Raw genomic sequence first — 19,153 nt, forward strand, 5'->3', positions numbered from 1 at the left:
TTTTGAAAACATATAGTTCTCTCAAAGTAGAGAGGACCATCGTAGGGGGGTTCCTATCGCTTATAGTGGTAGGAACCTTCCTTATATGGTCATTTAATTTTGCGGCAGGTCAACCTCTTTCATGGGTCGATTCTTTCTTTACTGCCACTTCAGCGCTCTGCGTAACGGGACTTTCTGTTGTTGATACAGGTAAAGATTTGTGCTTGATGTCCCAAGGGGTAGTTCTGGCTCTTATCCAGCTGGGTGGGCTTGGTGTTATGACGGCGACAACTACGCTGTTGCTGCTGTTGCGTCAAAAAATAGGAATACGTCAACGTCTTCTTTTTGCAGGAGGACTGGGGCTCGATACTCCTGCGGGAGCTGTTCGTCTTCTTATGCGTATTCTTAAAATGACTGTTATTATTGAGGGAATAGGGATGGTGCCTTTGTTTATTGCCTTTGTTCGAGACTTTCCCCCCTTAAAAGCGTTGTATTTGGCTTTATTTCATAGTATAAGTGCTTTTTGTAATGCTGGTTTTTCCCCTTTTTCTACAAGTTTAGAGGGGTATGCTTCTACTTTTTGGGTTCCTGCAACTATTATGGCTCTTATCGTTTCTGGTGGAGCCGGTTTCTTGGTCCTTTCCGGTATTGGCCGATACGTACTTCGACGAGATACTCTTTCTCCTCATTGTAAACTTGTAATAAAGGTAACGTCCAGTCTCATTGGGGGAGGTTTGCTTCTTTTCCTTATTTCAGATTGGAATGGAGCCTTTAAAGACCTTCCGCCTGTTTTGAAGGTATGGAACGCCCTTTTCCAGAGTGTGACGCCCCGTACAGCTGGTTTCGATACAATACAGACGTCTCGGTTTTCAGCGTTAGGCATCTTTATTACATGTTTGCTTATGATTATTGGTGCTTCTCCTGGTTCTACAGGTGGTGGAATTAAAACGACAACTTTTGCCCTGTTGATTCTCTCTACGTTTTCTGAAATGAAGGGGAGGGGGCGTATCGTCTTTGCTAATAGAAATATTCCTTTTGATAATGTGCGTCGTGCACTTTCTATGACGCTTCTTTATGTAAGTACTGTTCTTTTTTGTATAGTGTTATTATCTTTCACAGAAGAGCTTCCTTTTCGAGCCTTAATTTTTGAGGCTTTTTCGGCAATGGGTACGGTGGGGCTGTCTTTGGGCATTACTTCGTCTCTTTCATCGGCAGGTAAGATTATCATGATTTTGTTGATGTTTTGGGGGCGTGTTGGTATTTTAACATTCATGTATGGAATGATTAGTCGTGAAACACGGGATAATGTGAATTATGCTACGACGAATATTCCCGTAGGCTAGGGGGCTTTTTAAATGGCTGAGAAACGAAAGATGATTCTTATAGTTGGTTTAGGACGTTTCGGACTTTCATTATGCGAAAAACTAGCAGCGATGAATCAGTATGTTGTAGGCGTTGATGCAGATGCTACAAAAGTTGAAGAGGTAGCTGAAATTATAGACTTGGCAGCCCAGCTTGATGCCACAGATGAAGATGCTCTTATAAAAGTCGGAGCGAAAGAGGCAGACATAGCAGTTGTTACTATTGGTGAAAATATTGAAGCAAGTATCTTAGCAACGACTATAATAAAGGGGTTTAACATCCCTTTAGTCGTCGCGAGGGCACAAACGGCCCTTCATGCAAGGGTTTTATCTCGCGTTGGTGCACATCGGGTTATCTTCCCTGAAAGAGACATGGGGCAGAGAGTTGCAGAGCAATTTGTTCATCCATGGCTTTCAAGTTTTTCGCAGCTCCCTGGGGGAGATTATCTCGTAGGTGAAATTTCGCCTTTATCAGAGATGGTAGGGAAAACCCTTGTAGAACTTGATTTTCGAAAAAAATATAATGCTATGGTCTTGCTTTTCGATAGAAAAGGTTCAAGATTTTTACCATCGGCAGATACAGTTATCAATAAAGATGATCGCCTTCTTATTGCTGGTAAAAAGAACGATTTAGACACTCTTTTAGAAGCTATAGATGAAGAGCGCGAAAGGGAGGGTAATGGAGCGTGAGTGAAGTTCACAATAACATAGAAAGTTGTCGTACAGAATTTTTAGCTAAGCTTGATAACATTTGTTCTGTAGACGAAATACAGGAACTGAAAGTACAGTTCCTTGGCAAAAAAGGTAAAGTAACGTCTCTTCTGAAGATGTTGGGTTCACTCCCTTCTGAGAAAAGGCCTGAAATAGGGCAGTTGGTTAACCAGCTGCGGGATGATATAGAAAATCAGCTTTTGTCCCGTAAAAGATTTTTTGAAGAGCAAGAGTGGATAGCTGAAGAGCAGAAAGAAATGATCGACGTTACTCTTCCGTCTCGTGGCAGAAATTGGGGAGCCTTTCATCCTGTAACTCAGGTTACGATGGATGTTATAAAAATTTTAACAGGCTTAGGGTTTTCTGTTGCTTTAGGTCCTGAAATAGAAGACGATTTCCATAATTTTGAAGCTCTTAATATTCCGTCTTTCCACCCAGCACGAGATATGCAGGATACGTTCTATTTTGACGAAAAACATTTGCTTAGAACGCATACATCTCCAGTTCAGGTTCGCTCTATGCTCAAATATGGAGCACCATTGAGAATTGTATGCCCAGGAAAGGTCTATAGACGTGACAGTGATCCTACTCATTCCCCCATGTTCCATCAATTGGAGGGCTTGTTGGTTGACAAGGATATTGCTGTCGCTGATTTGAAGGGATGCCTTGAAGTATTAGTTAATAGTATCTTTGGCCGTCCTTTGAAAACACGTTATCGTGCGAGTTATTTCCCCTTTACTGAACCTTCTTTGGAGCTTGATGTCGAATGTGTTGAGTGTTCAGGCAAAAATCCCCATTGTCGTATATGTAAAGGGACTGGCTGGTTAGAAATAGGCGGGTTGGGGATGATTCATCCCAACGTACTGAAGGCTGGAGGCATAGATCCCCATGTTTACAATGGTTTTGCGTGGGGAATGGGGTTAGATCGACTTGCTCTATTGAAATATAAGCTGACTGACCTTCGTGTTCTTTTTGAAGGGAATGTTCCCTATCTTCTTTCGGGGAGTGGCAAATCATGTTAATGTCGTGGAATTGGTTAAATAGTCTCGTCTCTATTCCGGCATCTCTTGAAGAAGTAGCAGAAAAGCTGACTCTTACAGGGTGTGAAGTAGAGGGAATAACGCGTCCATGTGAAAAGTTGTCTGGTGTTTATGTTGCGCGAATCGATTCACTAGAACAGCATCCTCATAAAGATTCTCTTTGGGTTGCATCTCTTAATTATGGCAAAGAGAAGGCTATATGCGTTACAGCTGCAACCAATTTGAAAGCGGGAGATATTGTCCCCTATGCTCCACCTGAAGCAATTCTTTTTGATGGAACAGTCCTTGGTAAAAAGGATTTTGAAGGAATTATGAGCGAAGGGATGATGCTTTCTGCTGATGAAATAGGTCTTCCTGACATCGCTGATGAGTATGGAATTTTACGTCTTCCTGCAGATGCTCCTGTTGGGCAGGATGTAAAGAAATACTTACGTTTAGATGATGCTGTTCTTGACATTTCTATTACGCCGAACAGAGGCGATTTGTTGAGTGCACTTGGTATAGCTCGCGAGATATATGCTCTTTTCCCAGATGCTGTCGGCAGAAAAAATTTAAAGAATCGCCCAGAAGAAGGAAATGTTTGGCCCGTAGATTTCAGAAATATTTTTTTGGAAGATGAAGGGTGCCAGCGTTATTTATTAGGGCTTGCAACTGATGTAAAAATTCAGCCTTCGCCTTTGCCTGTGCGTATTTTATTGTCTCTTATGGGGATGCGTCCGATTTCAAATATAGTTGATGCAACTAACTTGACCATGCTTTTGATGGGGCAGCCTCTCCATGCCTTTGACCTTGATAGACTACCTGATCGTGAAATTACTGTTCGTTCCGCAAAACAAGGGGAAAAAATGGTGACGCTTGACAGCAAGGAAAGGCTTCTTGATCCTTTGGATATACTTATTACAAGTAAGGGGACTCCTATCGCACTGGCTGGTGTAATGGGTGGAGAAAATACCGAAATATGCGAGACCACAAAGAATGTTGTTATAGAGAGTGCTAATTTTGATGCTGTTCGTGTTAGCAGAACATCGCGTCGTTTAGGTTTAAACAGTGAAGCTTCTTTTAGATACGCACGGGGAGTAGATCCTGAATTAGTCTATCCTGCAATGGCTTTTGTTCTTGGTTTACTGCAAGAATGGGGAGTTGCAACAGTAGATTGGAATGTTTTAGAGGCAACATCTGGAACTCTTGCCCAAAAAGAAGTGCGTTTGACAAAGGAAAAGCTTCAAAGAATATTGTTATGGGATGATCTGGACGAAGCTTCAAACATCTTGGGGCGTCTTGGAATATATGAATTAACACAAAAGAAAGAATCTTCAACCCGATGGTTTAAGATCCCTTCCTATAGACCAGATATCGATATTGAAGAAGACATTGTGGAAGAAGTTGCGCGAATACGGGGATATAATGACATGCCGAGTCGCCTTCCTCAAAAAATGAGCCACGCCGGAACTGTAGGAGAATGGACTGAACTACAGGCTGACCTACGCCAGCTTGCTTTAGCAAGAGGGTATGTTGAGGTTATAACTTACTCTTTCCTTCCTCCTTCCTTTGTCAATCTTTTACGGCTCTCTGAAGACGATGAGCGGGCTCATCCTTTTGTACTTTCAAACCCCTTGAGCGTAGACCTTTCGGCAATGCGAACATTGATGTTGCCTGGTTTGTTGAATGCTCTTGCGTCTTCTTTACGTTCAGGATGGAGAGATGCTATTCGTATCTTTGAGTTGGGAAGAGTATTTATACGAGATTCAGAGTCTGAAAGTGGAGTGCGCGAGATTGAAAAAATGGCAGGTCTTGTCTATCCAGGTCGCGATACTCGAAATATATACAAAGAAAGTCTCATTGAAGATTTTATGTCTGTAAAAAGCGATTTAGAAGCAATTCTCCAGAGTAGAGGAGCGCACTGTACCTTTATGACTAGCACAGAACCTTTTGCTCATTCTGGCCAGAGCGCGGATATATACATGGAAGATAAAAAAATAGGGTATTTTGTACGCCTTAAACCTTCTCTTGAAAAAGAACTTGATATGGGGGCTCCTTTGTTCGCTTTTGAGTTATCTCTGGAACCTCTCATCAAAGAAAATATGCCTTCGTTCAAGGAAAATTCGCCGTATCCAGGTGTAAATAGAGATATTTCTTTGTTAGTTGCTATTAACAAAAATGCAGAGATTGTTGAGGAAGAACTACGCAGCGCAGCGGGTTCTTTGCTATGGAATATTCGCCTTTTTGATGTTTACACCGGAAAGGGTGTTCCCGAGGGATCCCGTAGTCTTGCGTTTTCACTTACATATAGGGATGCTCATCGAACACTTAGTGATGAAGAGGTTGATACAGTCCACAATAAAGTACGGGAAGAAATGGCTGCGAAAGGATATGTCCTTCGCTAAATTCTGGTAAATACTGAGATGGAGGCGATGCTATGGTGACTCTTAATTCTATTGAGCAGTTGGCAAATAGGTTGGCCGAATTGTTGACACGGTTGAAGAACGAGAACGACCAACTTAAAAGAGATAACCAATCTCTTCGAAATAAAGTCTCCGAGAAAGATTTGGAACACATCAGAGAGATCAAAGAATTACAGCGGACAGTTGAGCGATTAGAGCGCGAAAAGATGACATTGCAGAAAGATAAGACACAACTGGACAGTCAGATCAAGAACGTTTACGATAAACTTAACGCCCTTCTGCCTGAAGAGGCAGAAAGTGGACGTAATTCCTAATAAAGGAGCTGGCTGTTTTGTCTATCCCATTGAGAGATGTAACGCTCAAGCTTGGGAAAAAGGAATATAACTTAAAGACAGCCTTAGATGAGGAAACGTATGAACGCGTTCTTTCTCTTTTGAAAGAAGCTGCGAATACAGTTGGTCAGGAGATAGCCCAGGAGCATTTATTGCTCCTGGTCAGTCTTCATCTAGCGTACTGTCTTGACCACGCGGGGAAGTCGTTAGAACATATTTTGAAAGAATATAACAATCAGGGAGAACGTGAAGACTCATGACACTTGCTTTAGGAGTAGATGTAACAATTGCCTTGGTCCTTGCATTCCTTTTTTTGCGTGGTCTTTTTAGAGGTCTCTCGGGAGAAGTATTTTCTTTAGGCGGCATTGTAGGAGGAGCGTATCTAGCTTGGCGTTTCGGACCTACTTTGACGAGTTGGTATTTATCGAGATGGTCTGGATCTGCATCTGTAATTCTTATCATTTCTATGGTCCTTCTTTTTGTTCTGGTCGTAGTAATAGCATCTGTTGTTTGTCGTATTGTTCAAGCTTTTTTGCGTTGGACATCTCTTTCTTTTATAGATAGAGTTCTTGGTGGGGCCGCTGGCATTCTGAAGGGGGCTGTTCTTGTACTTTTCCTTTATGCTTTGCTATCAGCATTTTCGTCTTTTGCATCTCCATCCCCGCAATGGATTCAAGAGAGCATAGCTATGAAAACGGCCTCATTGGCATGGCCCTATGTCAATTCAATTTTCCATACCGTTGAAGGAGTCAATTTGATCAATGAGAGTACGTAAAGAAGTTTGGAACCTTTTAGAGATTGATAAAGTCCTTTCTCTTTTTGCGAAACGTATACGAAGTGATTTAGGCTTAACGGCATTGGAAGAGGTTAGTCCATGTGATACATTAGAATCTCTTCGTAACCGACAGGGCTTATTTCTGGCATATTGTGATTACGTTGATAGGTATGGAGATTTCCCTTGGAATCAAAATGTAGTAAGTGTTGCAGTGCAAATTCAGTCAGCCCGTAAAACAGCTCTTCTCTCCGGGCGAGAGCTGGTCGCTTTGCGAACCCTTATTATTTTGGGTAATAAAATAAAAGATAGCTTGAATAAAGCAAGAGAAGAATACGCTCCCTTTTTGCTTTTATTAAAAAAAATAAGGGATTTTTCTGAAGAAATAGAGTTCCTTTCTGTTCTCGACGAAGACGGCAATTTATATGATTCTGCCTCTCCCATTTTATTTCGAATTAGAAAGAGCGAAGATGCTGTGCGCCAATCAATTCGATTGAGAGCGCAGGGTCTTTTTTCAAATGCAAGACTTAGTTCAATGTTGCAGGAACGGTTACTTTCCTATCGTCAGAATAGATTTACAGTACTTGTACGACAAGACTCTGCGTCCCGATTTCCAGGGACAGTTGTCGATAGATCTGGTTCTGGTAATTCAGTTTATATGGAGCCACGAAGTCTTGCTGAACTCAACAGTAGACTGTTGCTCTTACTCCAAGATGAAGAAGAAGAAAAGCGAAGAATTCTTTCTGAAATAACACAAAAAATACTAACGCGCGAAAGAGCCATATCAGATGTTGAGTGGGTTATTGGCCAAATTGACTTGTTTTACGCCTTAAAAGATATTGTGGATCAACAAAAGTGGGTTTTGCCTGAAATAAGTGGCAAGCCTCTTTTCGCCTTTTGCGATTTAGTACACCCTCTTCTTGGTGAAAAAGGTGTTCCGTTGACATTAAATTGTGGGCAAAGTTTTAGAGTTCTTGTAATAACGGGGCCTAACACTGGGGGCAAAACAGTTGCCCTTAAAACTGTCGGTGTAGGTGTGATTCTTGCTTGGTGCGGATTTCCAGTTCCGGCCCATGAAGGATCTGTTGTTGGGGTATTAGATAACGTTTTTGCTGATATTGGTGATGAACAGAGTATTGAGCAAAATTTATCAACATTCAGCGCTCATTTAAAAAATATTATTCATATTCTTTCAGAAGCGACATCATCCTCTCTCGTTCTTCTCGATGAGCTAGGAGCTGGCACAGATCCACAGGAAGGTGCCGCATTAGGAGTAGCGTTACTGGATAGTTTACGAGAGAAGAAATGTATCACTTTGGCTACTACGCATCATAATCCTATTAAAAGCTATGCACTAACAACCCCAAATGTAGAAACAGCAAGTATGGAGTTTGATGCAGAGACTCTTGCTCCAACATATCGCCTTCTCATGGGGATTCCTGGGCGGAGCAATGCCCTTTTTATAGCAGAGCGTTATGGAATGCCTGATGAAATTTTGAGAAAGGCTAGAAGGACGTTAGAAGAGCAGGAAGTTTCGGTAGAAGAGGTTATTGCGGATCTTCAGGAAAGAAACGCTCAGCTTGATCTTGAACGAAAGAACTTGGAGATGCAACGCCAAGAAATAGAGGCCTTCAAAAAGGACTACTCTGAAAGAGAAAGAAAATTAGAAGAACGGGTAGAGAAAACCTTGACGAGTGCAGAACAGAAAGCTGCTTCTATACTTTCTTCTGCAGAAGAAGAATCTCGAAAAATGCTTCGAGAACTTGATGATTTGTCACGATCAGTGGTTCAACGAGATTTACATCATAAAAGAGAAAAATTACGTGAAAAAAGAAAAGAACTTGAAGAGAAAGAAGAGAAACGTTCTATGGGGAAAGCTACAACAGCAAAACGAAATTTAAGTGTAGGAGATACAGTTTCTATTCAAGGAACATCTATAACAGGTATAGTTTTATCTATAAAAGGGAATAAGGCTGAAGTACAGGCAGGAGCTCTTCGAATGGATGTTCCACTTGCCTCCCTCTCTCTCTCTTCTAAAAAGGTTCGTGACGCTGTACCTGATACTCCCATAATTTCATCAAAAAGGCCAGAAAATGTTCCTTTATCGATGATGATTAGAGGAATGACAATAGATGAAGCAATGCCTTTGGTCGAAAGATATCTTGATAGAGCTATGCGTGCAGGTTATCAGAGTGTTGAAATTATACATGGGCGTGGAGAGGGTATTCTTCGTAGAGAGGTCCATCAGCTTTGTGACAATTTAAGCTATGTAGAAAGTTACCGCCTTGGTGGCCCTGGCGAAGGTGGTTATGGAGTTACGATTGTAACTTTTAAAAAGTAGAAAAAGAAAGGAGCCCTTGGGTGTGAGATTGGGGCTTCCTTTTTGATTCTTCTTTACAGAATGATTTTTGATTTAAATTTAAGTATAGATTTATGAATTGCACTCGTTTACAACGATAAAATTTTCTCTAACTGCCCCCAATTCTTTACTATAATAATACGCTTCTCGAAAGATAAAATGCCTTCCATTTCCATATTTTTTAATTCTCTCGAAAGAGATGTCCTAGAAACATTCATATATTCTGCCCAGTCTTTTTTGGAAAAAGGAAGGATGACTATGTCGGAGTGAGCATTCTTACAAAGATGTTTCTTGTAATGTATTAAAAATTCTGCGATTTTTTTTTGAATGGAAATAAGAGAAAGGGTACCAATTTTATGTTCTAAAATTAAATTGGAATTAGATAATATTTCTAGAAAATTCAACATAAGAATTTTGTCAGAAGAGAAACAGACTGAAAGTTCACATTTAGGTAAAAAGAGAACTTTACACAGAGAACTTGCAATAACAGTGTGCGGATAGAGTTCTAATTTTGAAAAGATAGCGTACTCTCCAATTAAATCGGAACTTCTTTTTTTTTGAATAACAATCATTTTCCCATTGGGGAAAATTTTTTGAACATCTACCGTTCCCAGTAAAACAATTCCTAACTTATCTGTAAATTGTATAGGAGAAATAATAGTCTCCCCCTTCTCAAAGGAGTCAATTTTGTGGTTGACCTTTGACAGGAATAACTCTATTTCACTTTTTTTCTTATTCTTAAATAAAGCGCATTTTTGAAGTAATGGTAGAAGTTTATTCATAGAAAATATTCACTCCAGAAAAGTATCTGCAGATAATGAAACATAAAAAACACTTTAGTACAATTTTGTAAAAACGTAAATAGAAATAAACTCAATAGACTTTTAAATAGAAAGGGGCGTTTATAGTGGAGAAAGAGAAAAAGCATAGGAGTGAACATTATGAAAGGAAACCTAGTAGTTTTTTTATGCATGACCCGCATCTTATTTTTGAAGAACTTGACTTAAAAGAGGGAGATTCTTTTCTTGATTTAGGTTGTGGAACTGGTGATTACACCCTTTGGGCGGCTAATAAAGTTGGATTGTCAGGCACTGTATATGCACTCGATATTCAAGAAAGGTTGATTAAAGATCTAGTAAGAGAAGCTTCCATTCAAAAAATAACGAATATTTCGGCTATAGTTTCTGACATTTGTCGTTCTTTACCAATTTCTGATGATAGTATAGATGTAGTTTTTATTGCCACTGTCCTCCATTCGTTGAACTTGGAATCAGTCGGAGAAAATATCTTTAATGAAATTTCCCGTGTTTTGAAACAGAATGGTCATTTAGCTATTATTGAATGTAAAAAGGAAAACACCCTTTGGGGGCCGCCTGTAGTTATGCGTAAATCTTCAGAAGAAATAGAAACACTAGTAGCGCCCTTTGGTTTCAAAAAGATTAGTTATAAAGATCTAGGATATAATTACATGATCCAATTTTCTCTAAGAGCTTAACATCCTCTATAAGAGGATGTACTGTTTTCCTAGGGGATATTTTGAGTAGTTTTTATTTATTCTTTATAATAGAATAGTCCGTGTTGAAACGTCCAAGACAGGAGGGCGTTAACCCACATCGCAACTAGTTTCTAGTTGCAGTAAACCCCGGTACGTGGTAATATTTTCGACGTTTGAGAAGTGCCTGTAGCTCAGCGGATAGAGCGTTGGCCTCCGGAGCCAAAGGTCTGGGGTTCGAATCCCCGCAGGCACGCCATTTAGAAAATATAAGCCGGGTTGCGTGAATAAGCAGCCCGGCATTTTTTGTGTAAATTATCTTTAGCAAAGGACTTGATTAATATGAAACTTTTTGCCTTCTCCGCACTTTCCGTACTTGTTCTTTTTTTAGCTCTTGGCACATTTGTTGCTCGTAAAATAAAAGGCACCAGTGATTATGCTGTTGCTGGACGTAAAGCCGGTATAACAGGTGTCACGGGAGTTATTATGGGTGCCCTTGTTGGAGGGGCATCAACCGTAGGTACAGCTCAGATGGCATATCAATATGGGTTATCGGCTTGGTGGTTTACCCTTGGAGGAGGCATTGGTTGCCTAATCTTAGGTATTGGTTTTGCAGCTACTTTACGAAATTCGGGAGTGGTGACAATTCCAGAGTTTTTAAAGAGAAATTATGGCAGCGGTGTGAGTATGGTTTCCATGATCGCTTCTTCTCTGGGAACATATATATCGGTAGTTGCACAATTTCTTTCTGGCGTTGCATTACTTCAGACAATTTTCCCCCTTTCCTCCATTCAGGCTTCGATGGGTATCGCATGTCTTGTCCTTGGTTTTTTATATCTCGGAGGTTTAAAAAGTTATAGTGTTATCGGGAAAGCCAAAATAGCGATGCTTTTTCTGGCATTAGGAGCTTCTGTGCTACTTGGACTTGGAAAGGGCATGACTCCACTGGCTTTATACCATACTCTTTCTGTGACGCCTTTTTTTGATCTATTCGGAACAGGTGTAGCAAAAGGGTTTGGGGCCTTTTTTTCTATGATTGTAGGAGTTTTTTGCACTCAAATATATATACAAGGTATTTTTGCAGCATCTAGTCCAGCTACGGCTCGGAAAGGTGCTTTATTGGCGGGAATTCTTATTCCACCTCTCGGATTAATGGGAGTTTATGTGGGATTATTTATGCGAACTACGGGAATAGCTATATCTCCTTCGCAAGCTCTTCCGATGTTCATCCGATTATATTTTCCCCCTTTGGTTGGGGGATTTTTTTGGGCAGGAATTCTTATTACAGTTATAGGCGCAGCAGCTGGATTATCCTTTGGAATTGCTACCAATATTGTGCAAGATTTGTTTAAATTTTTACCGTTTTTTTCTACTAAAATGGACGAGAGAAGAACGCTCCTGGCAAGCAGAGTAGCTGTTCTTGTTATAGTTGTGAGTGCTGCGTATATAGGGGTTCTTTTCAGTGGAGATATGATTTTGCAGTGGAGCTATTTGAGTATGAGTTTAAGAGGCGCGGGAACATTTTTCCCCCTTATTGTTGCTCTACTATTTCCATCCAGGCTTTCTCCTTTTTGGGCTCTAGGAGCAGCTGTTGCTGGTCTTGCCGCTGTTCTTCTTGCACCTGCCATTATTCCATCTGTTCAGCCTCTTTTTGTTGGTCTTATCTTTTCAGCAGGATTCACTCTTTTCGGACTTTTGTATAGGAGGTGAGTTTTTGTGGAAAATAAAATAGTTATTAAGGAAATAGTTAAAATTTCAGGGAAAAAAGCCGTTATTGTAACAGATCCTAATCCGTTTCACCCGGCAGGAGGAGGGCAACCTGGAGATACGGGGATCCTCAAGTCAGCTGATTTTTATGCGGATGTTACAGATTGCCAAACAGAGAATGGCAAAAATTTCCTCTATATAAAAGTTAATAAGGGGGAACTCGTTGAAGAGTTAGTTGTCGAGGCAGAAGTCAACTTAGAGCGACAGTGGCTTTTATCTAGAATGCATTCGGGAGAGCACGTCCTTTCAAAAATATTGGAGAACTCTCATCCTGGTCTTCATATTTATAAAGTGGCCGTAGAAACAGATTCGACAACTGTATATCTACATTATCCGAACGAATTAACATGGGAGATTCTTTTTCATGCAGAAGAAGAAGGGAATAAGGTTATAGAGGCTGACCTTCCCGTGTCTGTTTGCGTAAAGTCCTATGAAGAAGCGCGTGAAATTAAGGGGTTAAAGGCGAATTGGGATCGAATAGGAGAAAATGACGCTGTTAGAATCGTCAGTATTCCAGATTTTGATATCATTGCCTGTTCAGGAACCCACGTATACCGAACTTCGGAAATAGGTGGAGTTCATGTTGAGGGATTTAAGGGAAGATATCCTGAATGGGAATTTCGATTTACTGTACATAGAAATCAGAAATTAAAAGAAGAGAGTTATGCAATTAGAAAACTGTTACGAGAGATAGGATGCCCCATAGAAAAGTTAGAATCTGTTTTTAAACGGCTACAACAAGAAAACAAAACTCTGTTAAAAGGTATAGACTCTTTACGTGAGTTCGTTGCTTTCCCATGGGAAGAGGCAGCTGTAAAAGAATTTCCCTTATTCTTTTATCACGGTGCTAACATTCCAGTGGAAGTGGCTTCTGCATCGGTAAGTCGTAAAATTAAAGAAATGGACACATCCCTTTGTCTTTTTATTACATCTGCAGATGGAGGTTCTCAATTTTTCCTTGGTGCTGGGGAGAGTGTTTCTCTTGATGTTGCAGCTTTTGTGAGAAATAATAAGATTCTTGGGATTAGGGGTGGAGGAAGGAAAGATTGGGTAAGTGGCAGAACCCAAAAAGATAATCTGGATTTATGGGTAAAGGAGCTTCAGCTTTATTTCGAAGCTTGAAATATAAAATAAAAAAACTGGAGCTTTTCATAAAGCTCCAGTTTTTTATTGTCTATTCTTTTCTTAGAACTTAGGGATAGTCATTCCCTTTTCTTTATAAAATCGTGCTGCACCGTTATGAAGAGGTACAGAGACACCATCAAGAGCTGTTTCAAGAGTAATAAGTTGAGCTTTAGCATGGATTGGGCGAAGTTCTTCAATGTTATCCCAAAGAGCTTTTGTCATGCGATAAACGAGATCTTCTGGAAGATCTGCATCGCAGACAAGAAGGGCCATTACGGCAGGGGTCTTAACGTCACGGTCTACTCCCTGATATGTCCCTGCGGGAATAACACTCTTTACAAAATATGGGTACTCTGTAACAAGTTTATTAAGGAAATCGTCATTGAACTCAACGAGGTCGACATCATGCATTGTTGCGAGATCCATAATGGAAGAAGTTGGATATCCCGCTACGACAAAACCGACATCAAGCTGGCCGTCTTTAAAACGCTGAGTCGTATTGTTGAAGTCGAGGAAGTCTGTTTTCATATCGCTGTACTTAATATTAGCTGCGTTAAGTATTGCGGAAACATCGCCCTGTACTCCGGAACCTGGTGCACCAACAGAAACTCTCTTACCTTTAATATCCATAATGTCGTTTACTCCGTGCCCTTTAAGGGTAATACAATGGACGTGTTCTGGGTAAAGAGAAGCCATTACTCGAATGTTGTCATAGGCGCCTTTTTTGAAAGGGCCCATTCCTTTTGCGGCCCAATAAGTGATATCGTTTTGCGCGAAAACCATTTCAATCTGATGGGTTCCGAGAAGGTTGATATTTGCGACAGAGGCATTTCCCGTTTCTGATGTTACCTGTACATCTTCAAGATGCCGAGTCAAAATGTCAGCAATACCGCCGCCTAGAGGATAGTAGGTACCACCAGTACCACCAGTAGCGATAGAAACGAATGTCTTTGCAGAGGCGGCTCCGGCAAAGACAGCGAACAAAAGACACAACACAGTTGCGAAAACCATTGTTTTCTTCATCATATTTCCCATTCCCCCTCAAAAAGTTTTTTGGCTCCTTTTTGAAACGATATTCTCTTTAGAAATAAGGAAAAATTCTTACGGGGCACCCCCTTTCCAGATTATATTTCATATTAGTATAAAGCTCTTTTGGAAGAGTATCAAGAATAGTAAGGTTTTTCAAGATTTTTTCGAGAATTATTAAGACGACTTAAACAGAAGTCTGGTTTTTCATTAAATATGCTATAGTAAAATGAGTATCTGAGAGGGGAGATGTCCTAAGATGCTGTGGAAAAAAATATTTAACAACCAGGAGGAACTTCTTATGGCGGAGGGGGTCGCGGAGGAAGAAGAAAAAGTGGATGATGACATTGAAACTTTACGCGGAGGTATTGATCTTGAGCTCACCATTCAGGTTCATTTGAATGACGAGAATCAAGTGGGTCGTGCAGCCTTGCTTTTGGCGTCTACAACTACATCAGATGCAGAAAATGCACTTAAACGCGAGTTAGCACAATATGGTTGGAGATCTGTAGCAACAGAAGTCGGGGGGCTTGCCGGAGATCTTCCTCAAAAGGTAACCCGTGCTCTTGTCGGTGCGTCTTTGAATGCTGGTGTAGTTGATAAAACAAGAAATGAAATGCATGCTCTAATGCATGCTGCAGTAGAGGCTCTTGAAGGTTTTTTGACTGTAGGGATGCTTGAAGCAAGTGTAGGTGCTAAAATAGCAATAGTTCGCAATGAACGTTGGATTGCCGTTGCAGTTATGGGGGATACTGCTTATCATGCAGTGGCGCATCACGAGAGGTGCGGTCTTGGCGTTATGCATATCTAAATATTTGCTTGCATGTCTTTATTTCATATGGTAAAGTGCATATTTGTTCAGTAAAGAAATGTCTTTTGGAGGTGCAACATAGATGAAAAAAGGGATACATCCCGATTATAAAGAATGTGTTGTAACGTGTGCGTGTGGCAATACGTTTACTACCCGTTCTACTTCTTCTGAAATCCGCGTGGGTGTTTGTTCTGAGTGCCACCCTTTTTACACAGGTAAGAAGGGAAGTAGGGTGGCAAGTGAAGCTGGTCGCCTTGAGAAATTCCGTAAAAAGTACGAAGGAATCAATTACGGACAGCGCGACACAGAAGGCGAAGAGTAAGAAGGGGAGCGAGGCTCCCCTTTTTTACATGTTCTTTAGTTATGGATAGGAGCTGATGCGTTCGTGAAATGTCATGTAACGTTGTTGGGGTATACTCCAGATCCTGACAGAATTGTGGCTGCTGCAGCCCGTCTTTGTTATAGTGATATTCCAGCGGGATCGATAATGAAAGAGCAAGATTCCTCTTCTGTAGAATCGTTACTTTTACACCTGCGAAAAAGTGGACATAACTCTCCTTTTGAACATGCGTCTTTCACATTTTCTCTTGATGGAATGAGCAGGGTTACTAGTCATCAGCTCGTGCGTCATCGAATTGCGAGTTATAGTCAGAGAAGCCAGCGTTATGTATCCATGACACAACCAAATGTAGTTGTGCCGCCAACGATAGCTGCTGACAAAGAGGCTGAACAAATGTTTCTTGATCAGGTAAGGGCCTCCCACTGTACCTACCTTGATCTCGTTAAACGGGGAATTCCCAAGGAAGACGCTCGATATATTTTGCCTCATGGATGGACAACGAGTCTTGTAATGACTATGAACGCGAGAGAACTTCATCATTTCTTTGCTTTAAGGCTTTGTCGACGGGCCCAATGGGAAATACAGGATGTTGCTCGTGGAATGCTCCGGGAAGTTCAAAAAGTAGCCCCTGTTATTTTTAATCTTGCAGGTCCTTCCTGTGTTGTGAATGGTAAATGTAACGAAGCCCGTCCTTGCGGACATCCCTTTCACTCCATGGAGGAACTTCTCAAGGAGGAGTAATTTTGAGTTCTGAAAATAAACGTATGCCTGTGGGAGGACAAGCCGTTATAGAGGGTGTTTTAATGCGTGGTCCTCAAAGATGGGGGCTTGCCGTACGCCAACAGGATGGCGAAATATACAAGGAACATTGGGATGCTGTCTTACGATCTGCCTCCTTTTGGTGGAAATGTCCGATAATCCGCGGTCTTATCACCATGTTTGAAATGTTGAAAATTGGAATACGGGCTTTGAATCGTTCTGCCCAATTGGCCTTGGGCGAGGAAGAAGCAATTACGCCATTAGAGTTTGCTGGGTCTGTAGCCGTCGCTCTTATTGCTGTCGTAGGCGTTTTTGTGGCTCTCCCTGTTTGGCTTGCACAACAGGGAGGGGATTTTTGGAATCTTTCTGCTTTTTCTAAGAATATATTAGAGGGATTGCTGCGAGGAGCTTTCTTTGTTGTCTACGTTGCAGGAATTGGCTTGTGGAAAGACATAAGGCAAGTTTTTCGGTATCATGGAGCAGAGCATAAGACTATTAATGCTTTTGAAGCTGGAGCAGACATGACCCCAGAGCAGGTTTTAACCTACTCTCGAATCCATCCTCGTTGTGGTACATCTTTCCTCTTGATTGTTGTCATAGTGAGCATTATAGTTTTTTCTGTTGCAGGGCACGGTGGTTTATTGTGGAAAATAATGATGAGAGTATTGCTGCTCCCATTGGTTATAGGGTTATCGTATGAAGTCATACGGGCAGCATCGTCTATAAAAAAGTTGGGAACAATTATACTTTGGCCTGCTTTATCTTTTCAATATCTAACGACAAGAGAACCTAGTGTAGAGCAGATAGAAGTTGCAATAGCTGCTCTTGAAGAAGCGTTAGGTAGGCCTTTGTCTGATTATTCCGGAGGTGAAGAATTGAATGAATCTAGAGAGTAAACTTGACGAAATAGAACAGTCGTTTGTCGATTTAGAAAAGAAAATGTCTGACTTGGCTATTGCCAGTAATCCTAAGGAAATGCAGAAACTTGCAAAAAGGCACTCACGAATAGAGGCTACAGTAGCAAAATATAGAGAATATAAAAAAATAAAGAACGATATTGATGAAGCAAAATCCCTTTTCCATTCTGGGGATGAAGAGATGCAGGAACTTGCACGAGAAGAGGTTAAAGAGAAAGAGCCTCTCTTGGAGGAGATTCGTAAAGAACTTCATGTTCTGTTATTGCCTGTTGATCCGAATGATGAAAAAAGTGTCATTATGGAGATACGTGGCGGAGCGGGAGGAGAAGAAGCTGCTCTCTTTGGTGCTGACCTGTATCGTATGTACAGTCGTTTTTGTGAACGAGAGGGATGGAAAATAGAAGTCATTCAATCAAACGAAACGGGGATTGGCGGTTTGAAAGAAATTGTCTTTAAAATCGATGGGAATGGTGCTTTCAGTAAATTGAAATTTGAAAGTGGAGTCCATCGTGTTCAGCGAGTTCCCGTAACAGAAGCTGGTGGTCGTATCCATACTTCAACAGCGACAGTGGCAGTTTTGCCAGAGGTAGAAGCTGTTGATGTGGAGATTCGCTCTGAAGACTTGAAAATAGATACATATCGTTCAAGCGGAGCCGGGGGGCAGCATGTTAATATGACAGATTCTGCTGTTCGAATTACACACCTTCCCACAGGTATTGTTGTAACATGCCAAGATGAGAGATCGCAGATAAAGAATAGAGCTAAAGCCATGATGTATCTTCGAGCGAAGCTCTATGATCTTGAGAGTGGAAAGAAAGCAGAAGAACTGGCGGAAGAACGCCGAGGGCAAATTGGCTCTGGTGACCGCTCAGAACGCATTAGGACATATAATTACCCGCAAAACAGAATTACAGATCATCGGATAGGGGTAACCCTTTACAAACTTGATCAATATCTTGATGGTGATTTATACGAGATGATCGATGCCATAACAATGGCAGACCAGACTGAAAGATTACAAAAATTAGAGAGGGTATAGACAATACATAATCAAGAATTGCTTTACCAGACTAGACAGAATGTGGCAACGCGCTTAAGAGATGCAGGCATAGAAGGAGCAGAAAACGAAGCCGAATGGTTGTTATGTTCTCTGAAAGGCATAGCTCGTTCTCAGCTTTGGCTTAATCTTTGGAGGACATCTCTCTCTGAAGAAGAAATATTCTGTCTGGAAAAAATGGTGGAAAGACGTATAAAAAGAGAACCTTTGCAGTATATAATAGGGTACGAGAGCTTTTGGGGAAGGGATTTTTCCGTTGGTCAAGGTTGTCTTGTCCCTCGTCCAGAGACAGAGCTTCTAGTGGAAGAAGCTCTTCGATATTTTAGTGGAGGTACCTTTCTGGATTGGGGAACTGGCAGTGGTTGTATTGCATCCACTCTTCTATTAGAAAGGCCTTTGGCGAATGGTATTGCTGTAGATGCCTCTCCTAAAGCCTTAAAATGGGCGTGGAAGAATTTAAAAAAATATGGTTTATTGCAACGTTGTCTTTTGTGGCATTCCCGTGATATAGAGGATGTTCCTGTGCCAGAAAAGAGCTTAGGACTTGTAATTAGCAATCCTCCGTATATTCCTACATCTGCAATTAAGGGGCTTATGGACGAAGTTGCTTTATATGAACCTCAAATAGCTCTTGATGGAGGGCATGATGGCTTGTTTTTTTATAAGAAGCTCATGGAAAAAAGTCCTCTATGGCTTTCTTCTGGTGGACATTTAGTTATGGAAATGGGAGATGACGACCAAGCACGTTATTTGGCTGCATACGAAACGATAGCGTTGCGTTTTGTACGACTGGTTAAAGATTTGCAAGGATTTTATCGCATAGGCGTTTGGTGTCGTGTATAATGACGCAAGTGATCTATTAAGATCAAATATATATTATTCCGTTTTTGGATAGAGTTACAA

The 19,153-nt window shown here is 41.1% G+C and carries 19 protein-coding genes and 1 tRNA gene; 18 read left to right on the plus strand and 2 right to left on the minus strand.

Annotated features, from left to right (window positions below; all coding sequences use genetic code 11):
* The first annotated feature begins 2 nt into the window (after window positions 1-2).
* The 8 genes from ACZ5GY_RS03355 to ACZ5GY_RS03390 are packed head-to-tail and all read left to right on the plus strand — an operon-like array spanning window position 3 to window position 8,938.
* Window positions 3-1,322, plus strand: a complete 1,320-nt coding sequence (locus ACZ5GY_RS03355; protein WP_464111994.1) for a TrkH family potassium uptake protein — start codon at window positions 3-5, stop codon at window positions 1,320-1,322.
* Between the two features lie 12 nt (window positions 1,323-1,334).
* On the plus strand, window positions 1,335-2,030 hold the full coding sequence (locus ACZ5GY_RS03360) for a potassium channel family protein (RefSeq protein WP_213689977.1): 696 nt from the start codon (window positions 1,335-1,337) through the stop codon (window positions 2,028-2,030).
* Window positions 2,027-3,073 carry a phenylalanine--tRNA ligase subunit alpha gene (gene pheS, locus ACZ5GY_RS03365; protein ID WP_213689976.1) on the plus strand — a complete coding sequence of 349 codons (1,047 nt, stop codon included), beginning with the start codon at window positions 2,027-2,029 and terminating at the stop codon, window positions 3,071-3,073. The genes ACZ5GY_RS03360 and pheS overlap by 4 nt, the downstream gene beginning before the upstream one ends.
* Entirely contained in the window at window positions 3,067-5,475 is a 2,409-nt protein-coding gene (gene pheT, locus ACZ5GY_RS03370) for a phenylalanine--tRNA ligase subunit beta (protein WP_464111995.1), read from the plus strand. Before pheS ends, pheT begins: the two co-directional genes overlap by 7 nt.
* 32 nt (window positions 5,476-5,507) lie before the next feature.
* On the plus strand, window positions 5,508-5,807 hold the full coding sequence (locus ACZ5GY_RS03375; RefSeq protein ID WP_213692168.1) for a hypothetical protein: 300 nt from the start codon (window positions 5,508-5,510) through the stop codon (window positions 5,805-5,807).
* Window positions 5,808-5,824: 17 nt separating this feature from the next.
* Complete coding sequence (locus ACZ5GY_RS03380; protein ID WP_213692169.1) at window positions 5,825-6,085, plus strand: hypothetical protein; 261 nt, start codon at window positions 5,825-5,827, stop codon at window positions 6,083-6,085.
* Window positions 6,082-6,600, plus strand: a complete 519-nt coding sequence (locus tag ACZ5GY_RS03385; RefSeq protein WP_464111996.1) for a CvpA family protein — start codon at window positions 6,082-6,084, stop codon at window positions 6,598-6,600. The genes ACZ5GY_RS03380 and ACZ5GY_RS03385 overlap by 4 nt, the downstream gene beginning before the upstream one ends.
* Window positions 6,587-8,938 carry an endonuclease MutS2 gene (locus tag ACZ5GY_RS03390; RefSeq protein ID WP_213692171.1) on the plus strand — a complete coding sequence of 784 codons (2,352 nt, stop codon included), beginning with the start codon at window positions 6,587-6,589 and terminating at the stop codon, window positions 8,936-8,938. The genes ACZ5GY_RS03385 and ACZ5GY_RS03390 overlap by 14 nt, the downstream gene beginning before the upstream one ends.
* Window positions 8,939-9,045: 107 nt before the next feature.
* On the opposite strand, the gene ACZ5GY_RS03395 is transcribed toward ACZ5GY_RS03390, so the two are convergent.
* The gene (locus tag ACZ5GY_RS03395; protein WP_213692172.1) at window positions 9,046-9,738 is read right to left on the minus strand and encodes a Crp/Fnr family transcriptional regulator; all 693 of its coding nucleotides are present in this window, start codon (window positions 9,736-9,738) and stop codon (window positions 9,046-9,048) included.
* 185 nt (window positions 9,739-9,923) lie between these two features.
* Between ACZ5GY_RS03395 and ACZ5GY_RS03400 the strand changes: the two genes are divergently transcribed.
* The 4 genes from ACZ5GY_RS03400 (at window position 9,924) to ACZ5GY_RS03415 (ending at window position 13,337) form a co-directional block, all read left to right on the plus strand.
* Window positions 9,924-10,451 carry a class I SAM-dependent methyltransferase gene (locus ACZ5GY_RS03400; RefSeq protein ID WP_464111997.1) on the plus strand — a complete coding sequence of 176 codons (528 nt, stop codon included), beginning with the start codon at window positions 9,924-9,926 and terminating at the stop codon, window positions 10,449-10,451.
* 180 nt (window positions 10,452-10,631) lie between these two features.
* Window positions 10,632-10,707, plus strand: a tRNA-Arg gene (locus ACZ5GY_RS03405).
* Window positions 10,708-10,790: 83 nt separating this feature from the next.
* Complete coding sequence (locus ACZ5GY_RS03410) at window positions 10,791-12,158, plus strand: sodium:solute symporter family protein (protein ID WP_213692174.1); 1,368 nt, start codon at window positions 10,791-10,793, stop codon at window positions 12,156-12,158.
* A gap of 6 nt (window positions 12,159-12,164) precedes the next feature.
* Complete coding sequence (locus tag ACZ5GY_RS03415; RefSeq protein ID WP_213692175.1) at window positions 12,165-13,337, plus strand: alanine--tRNA ligase-related protein; 1,173 nt, start codon at window positions 12,165-12,167, stop codon at window positions 13,335-13,337.
* Window positions 13,338-13,400: 63 nt separating this feature from the next.
* Here the strand turns inward: ACZ5GY_RS03415 and ACZ5GY_RS03420 are convergent, their stop codons facing one another.
* Window positions 13,401-14,366 carry a TAXI family TRAP transporter solute-binding subunit gene (locus tag ACZ5GY_RS03420; protein WP_213692176.1) on the minus strand — a complete coding sequence of 322 codons (966 nt, stop codon included), beginning with the start codon at window positions 14,364-14,366 and terminating at the stop codon, window positions 13,401-13,403.
* Between the two features lie 301 nt (window positions 14,367-14,667).
* On the opposite strand from ACZ5GY_RS03420, the gene ACZ5GY_RS03425 reads away from it, so the two are divergent.
* From ACZ5GY_RS03425 to prmC, 6 genes are all read left to right on the plus strand, one after another.
* Complete coding sequence (locus tag ACZ5GY_RS03425; RefSeq protein WP_307879470.1) at window positions 14,668-15,177, plus strand: HutP family protein; 510 nt, start codon at window positions 14,668-14,670, stop codon at window positions 15,175-15,177.
* 82 nt (window positions 15,178-15,259) lie between these two features.
* The gene (gene rpmE, locus ACZ5GY_RS03430; protein ID WP_213692178.1) at window positions 15,260-15,499 is read left to right on the plus strand and encodes a 50S ribosomal protein L31; all 240 of its coding nucleotides are present in this window, start codon (window positions 15,260-15,262) and stop codon (window positions 15,497-15,499) included.
* A gap of 63 nt (window positions 15,500-15,562) precedes the next feature.
* Complete coding sequence (gene thyX / locus ACZ5GY_RS03435) at window positions 15,563-16,258, plus strand: FAD-dependent thymidylate synthase (protein WP_213696112.1); 696 nt, start codon at window positions 15,563-15,565, stop codon at window positions 16,256-16,258.
* Window positions 16,259-16,260: 2 nt separating this feature from the next.
* Window positions 16,261-17,172, plus strand: coding sequence for a DUF1385 domain-containing protein (locus tag ACZ5GY_RS03440; protein WP_307879469.1), 912 nt, complete (start codon window positions 16,261-16,263; stop codon window positions 17,170-17,172).
* Window positions 17,156-18,232 (plus strand): peptide chain release factor 1, encoded by a 1,077-nt coding sequence (prfA, locus tag ACZ5GY_RS03445; protein WP_213692180.1) that lies wholly within the window; start codon window positions 17,156-17,158, stop codon window positions 18,230-18,232. The genes ACZ5GY_RS03440 and prfA overlap by 17 nt, the downstream gene beginning before the upstream one ends.
* A gap of 42 nt (window positions 18,233-18,274) precedes the next feature.
* Entirely contained in the window at window positions 18,275-19,093 is an 819-nt protein-coding gene (gene prmC, locus ACZ5GY_RS03450; RefSeq protein ID WP_213692181.1) for a peptide chain release factor N(5)-glutamine methyltransferase, read from the plus strand.
* Window positions 19,094-19,153: the final 60 nt, after the last annotated feature.

Source organism: Aminobacterium thunnarium (genome assembly GCF_055390565.1).

Bases quoted from the DNA above. Each gene is read 5' to 3' on its own strand.
- ACZ5GY_RS03425 (WP_307879470.1), top strand. From the start codon at position 14,668: ATGGCGGAGGGGGTCGCGGAGGAAGAAGAAAAAGTGGATGATGACATT.
- ACZ5GY_RS03375 (WP_213692168.1), top strand. From the start codon at position 5,508: ATGGTGACTCTTAATTCTATTGAGCAGTTGGCAAATAGGTTGGCCGAA.
- ACZ5GY_RS03420 (WP_213692176.1), bottom strand. From the start codon at position 14,366: ATGATGAAGAAAACAATGGTTTTCGCAACTGTGTTGTGTCTTTTGTTC.
- pheT (WP_464111995.1), top strand. From the start codon at position 3,067: ATGTTAATGTCGTGGAATTGGTTAAATAGTCTCGTCTCTATTCCGGCA.
- ACZ5GY_RS03400 (WP_464111997.1), top strand. From the start codon at position 9,924: ATGCATGACCCGCATCTTATTTTTGAAGAACTTGACTTAAAAGAGGGA.
- prfA (WP_213692180.1), top strand. From the start codon at position 17,156: ATGAATCTAGAGAGTAAACTTGACGAAATAGAACAGTCGTTTGTCGAT.
- ACZ5GY_RS03395 (WP_213692172.1), bottom strand. From the start codon at position 9,738: ATGAATAAACTTCTACCATTACTTCAAAAATGCGCTTTATTTAAGAAT.
- ACZ5GY_RS03410 (WP_213692174.1), top strand. From the start codon at position 10,791: ATGAAACTTTTTGCCTTCTCCGCACTTTCCGTACTTGTTCTTTTTTTA.
- rpmE (WP_213692178.1), top strand. From the start codon at position 15,260: ATGAAAAAAGGGATACATCCCGATTATAAAGAATGTGTTGTAACGTGT.
- ACZ5GY_RS03390 (WP_213692171.1), top strand. From the start codon at position 6,587: ATGAGAGTACGTAAAGAAGTTTGGAACCTTTTAGAGATTGATAAAGTC.
- ACZ5GY_RS03360 (WP_213689977.1), top strand. From the start codon at position 1,335: ATGGCTGAGAAACGAAAGATGATTCTTATAGTTGGTTTAGGACGTTTC.
- ACZ5GY_RS03385 (WP_464111996.1), top strand. From the start codon at position 6,082: ATGACACTTGCTTTAGGAGTAGATGTAACAATTGCCTTGGTCCTTGCA.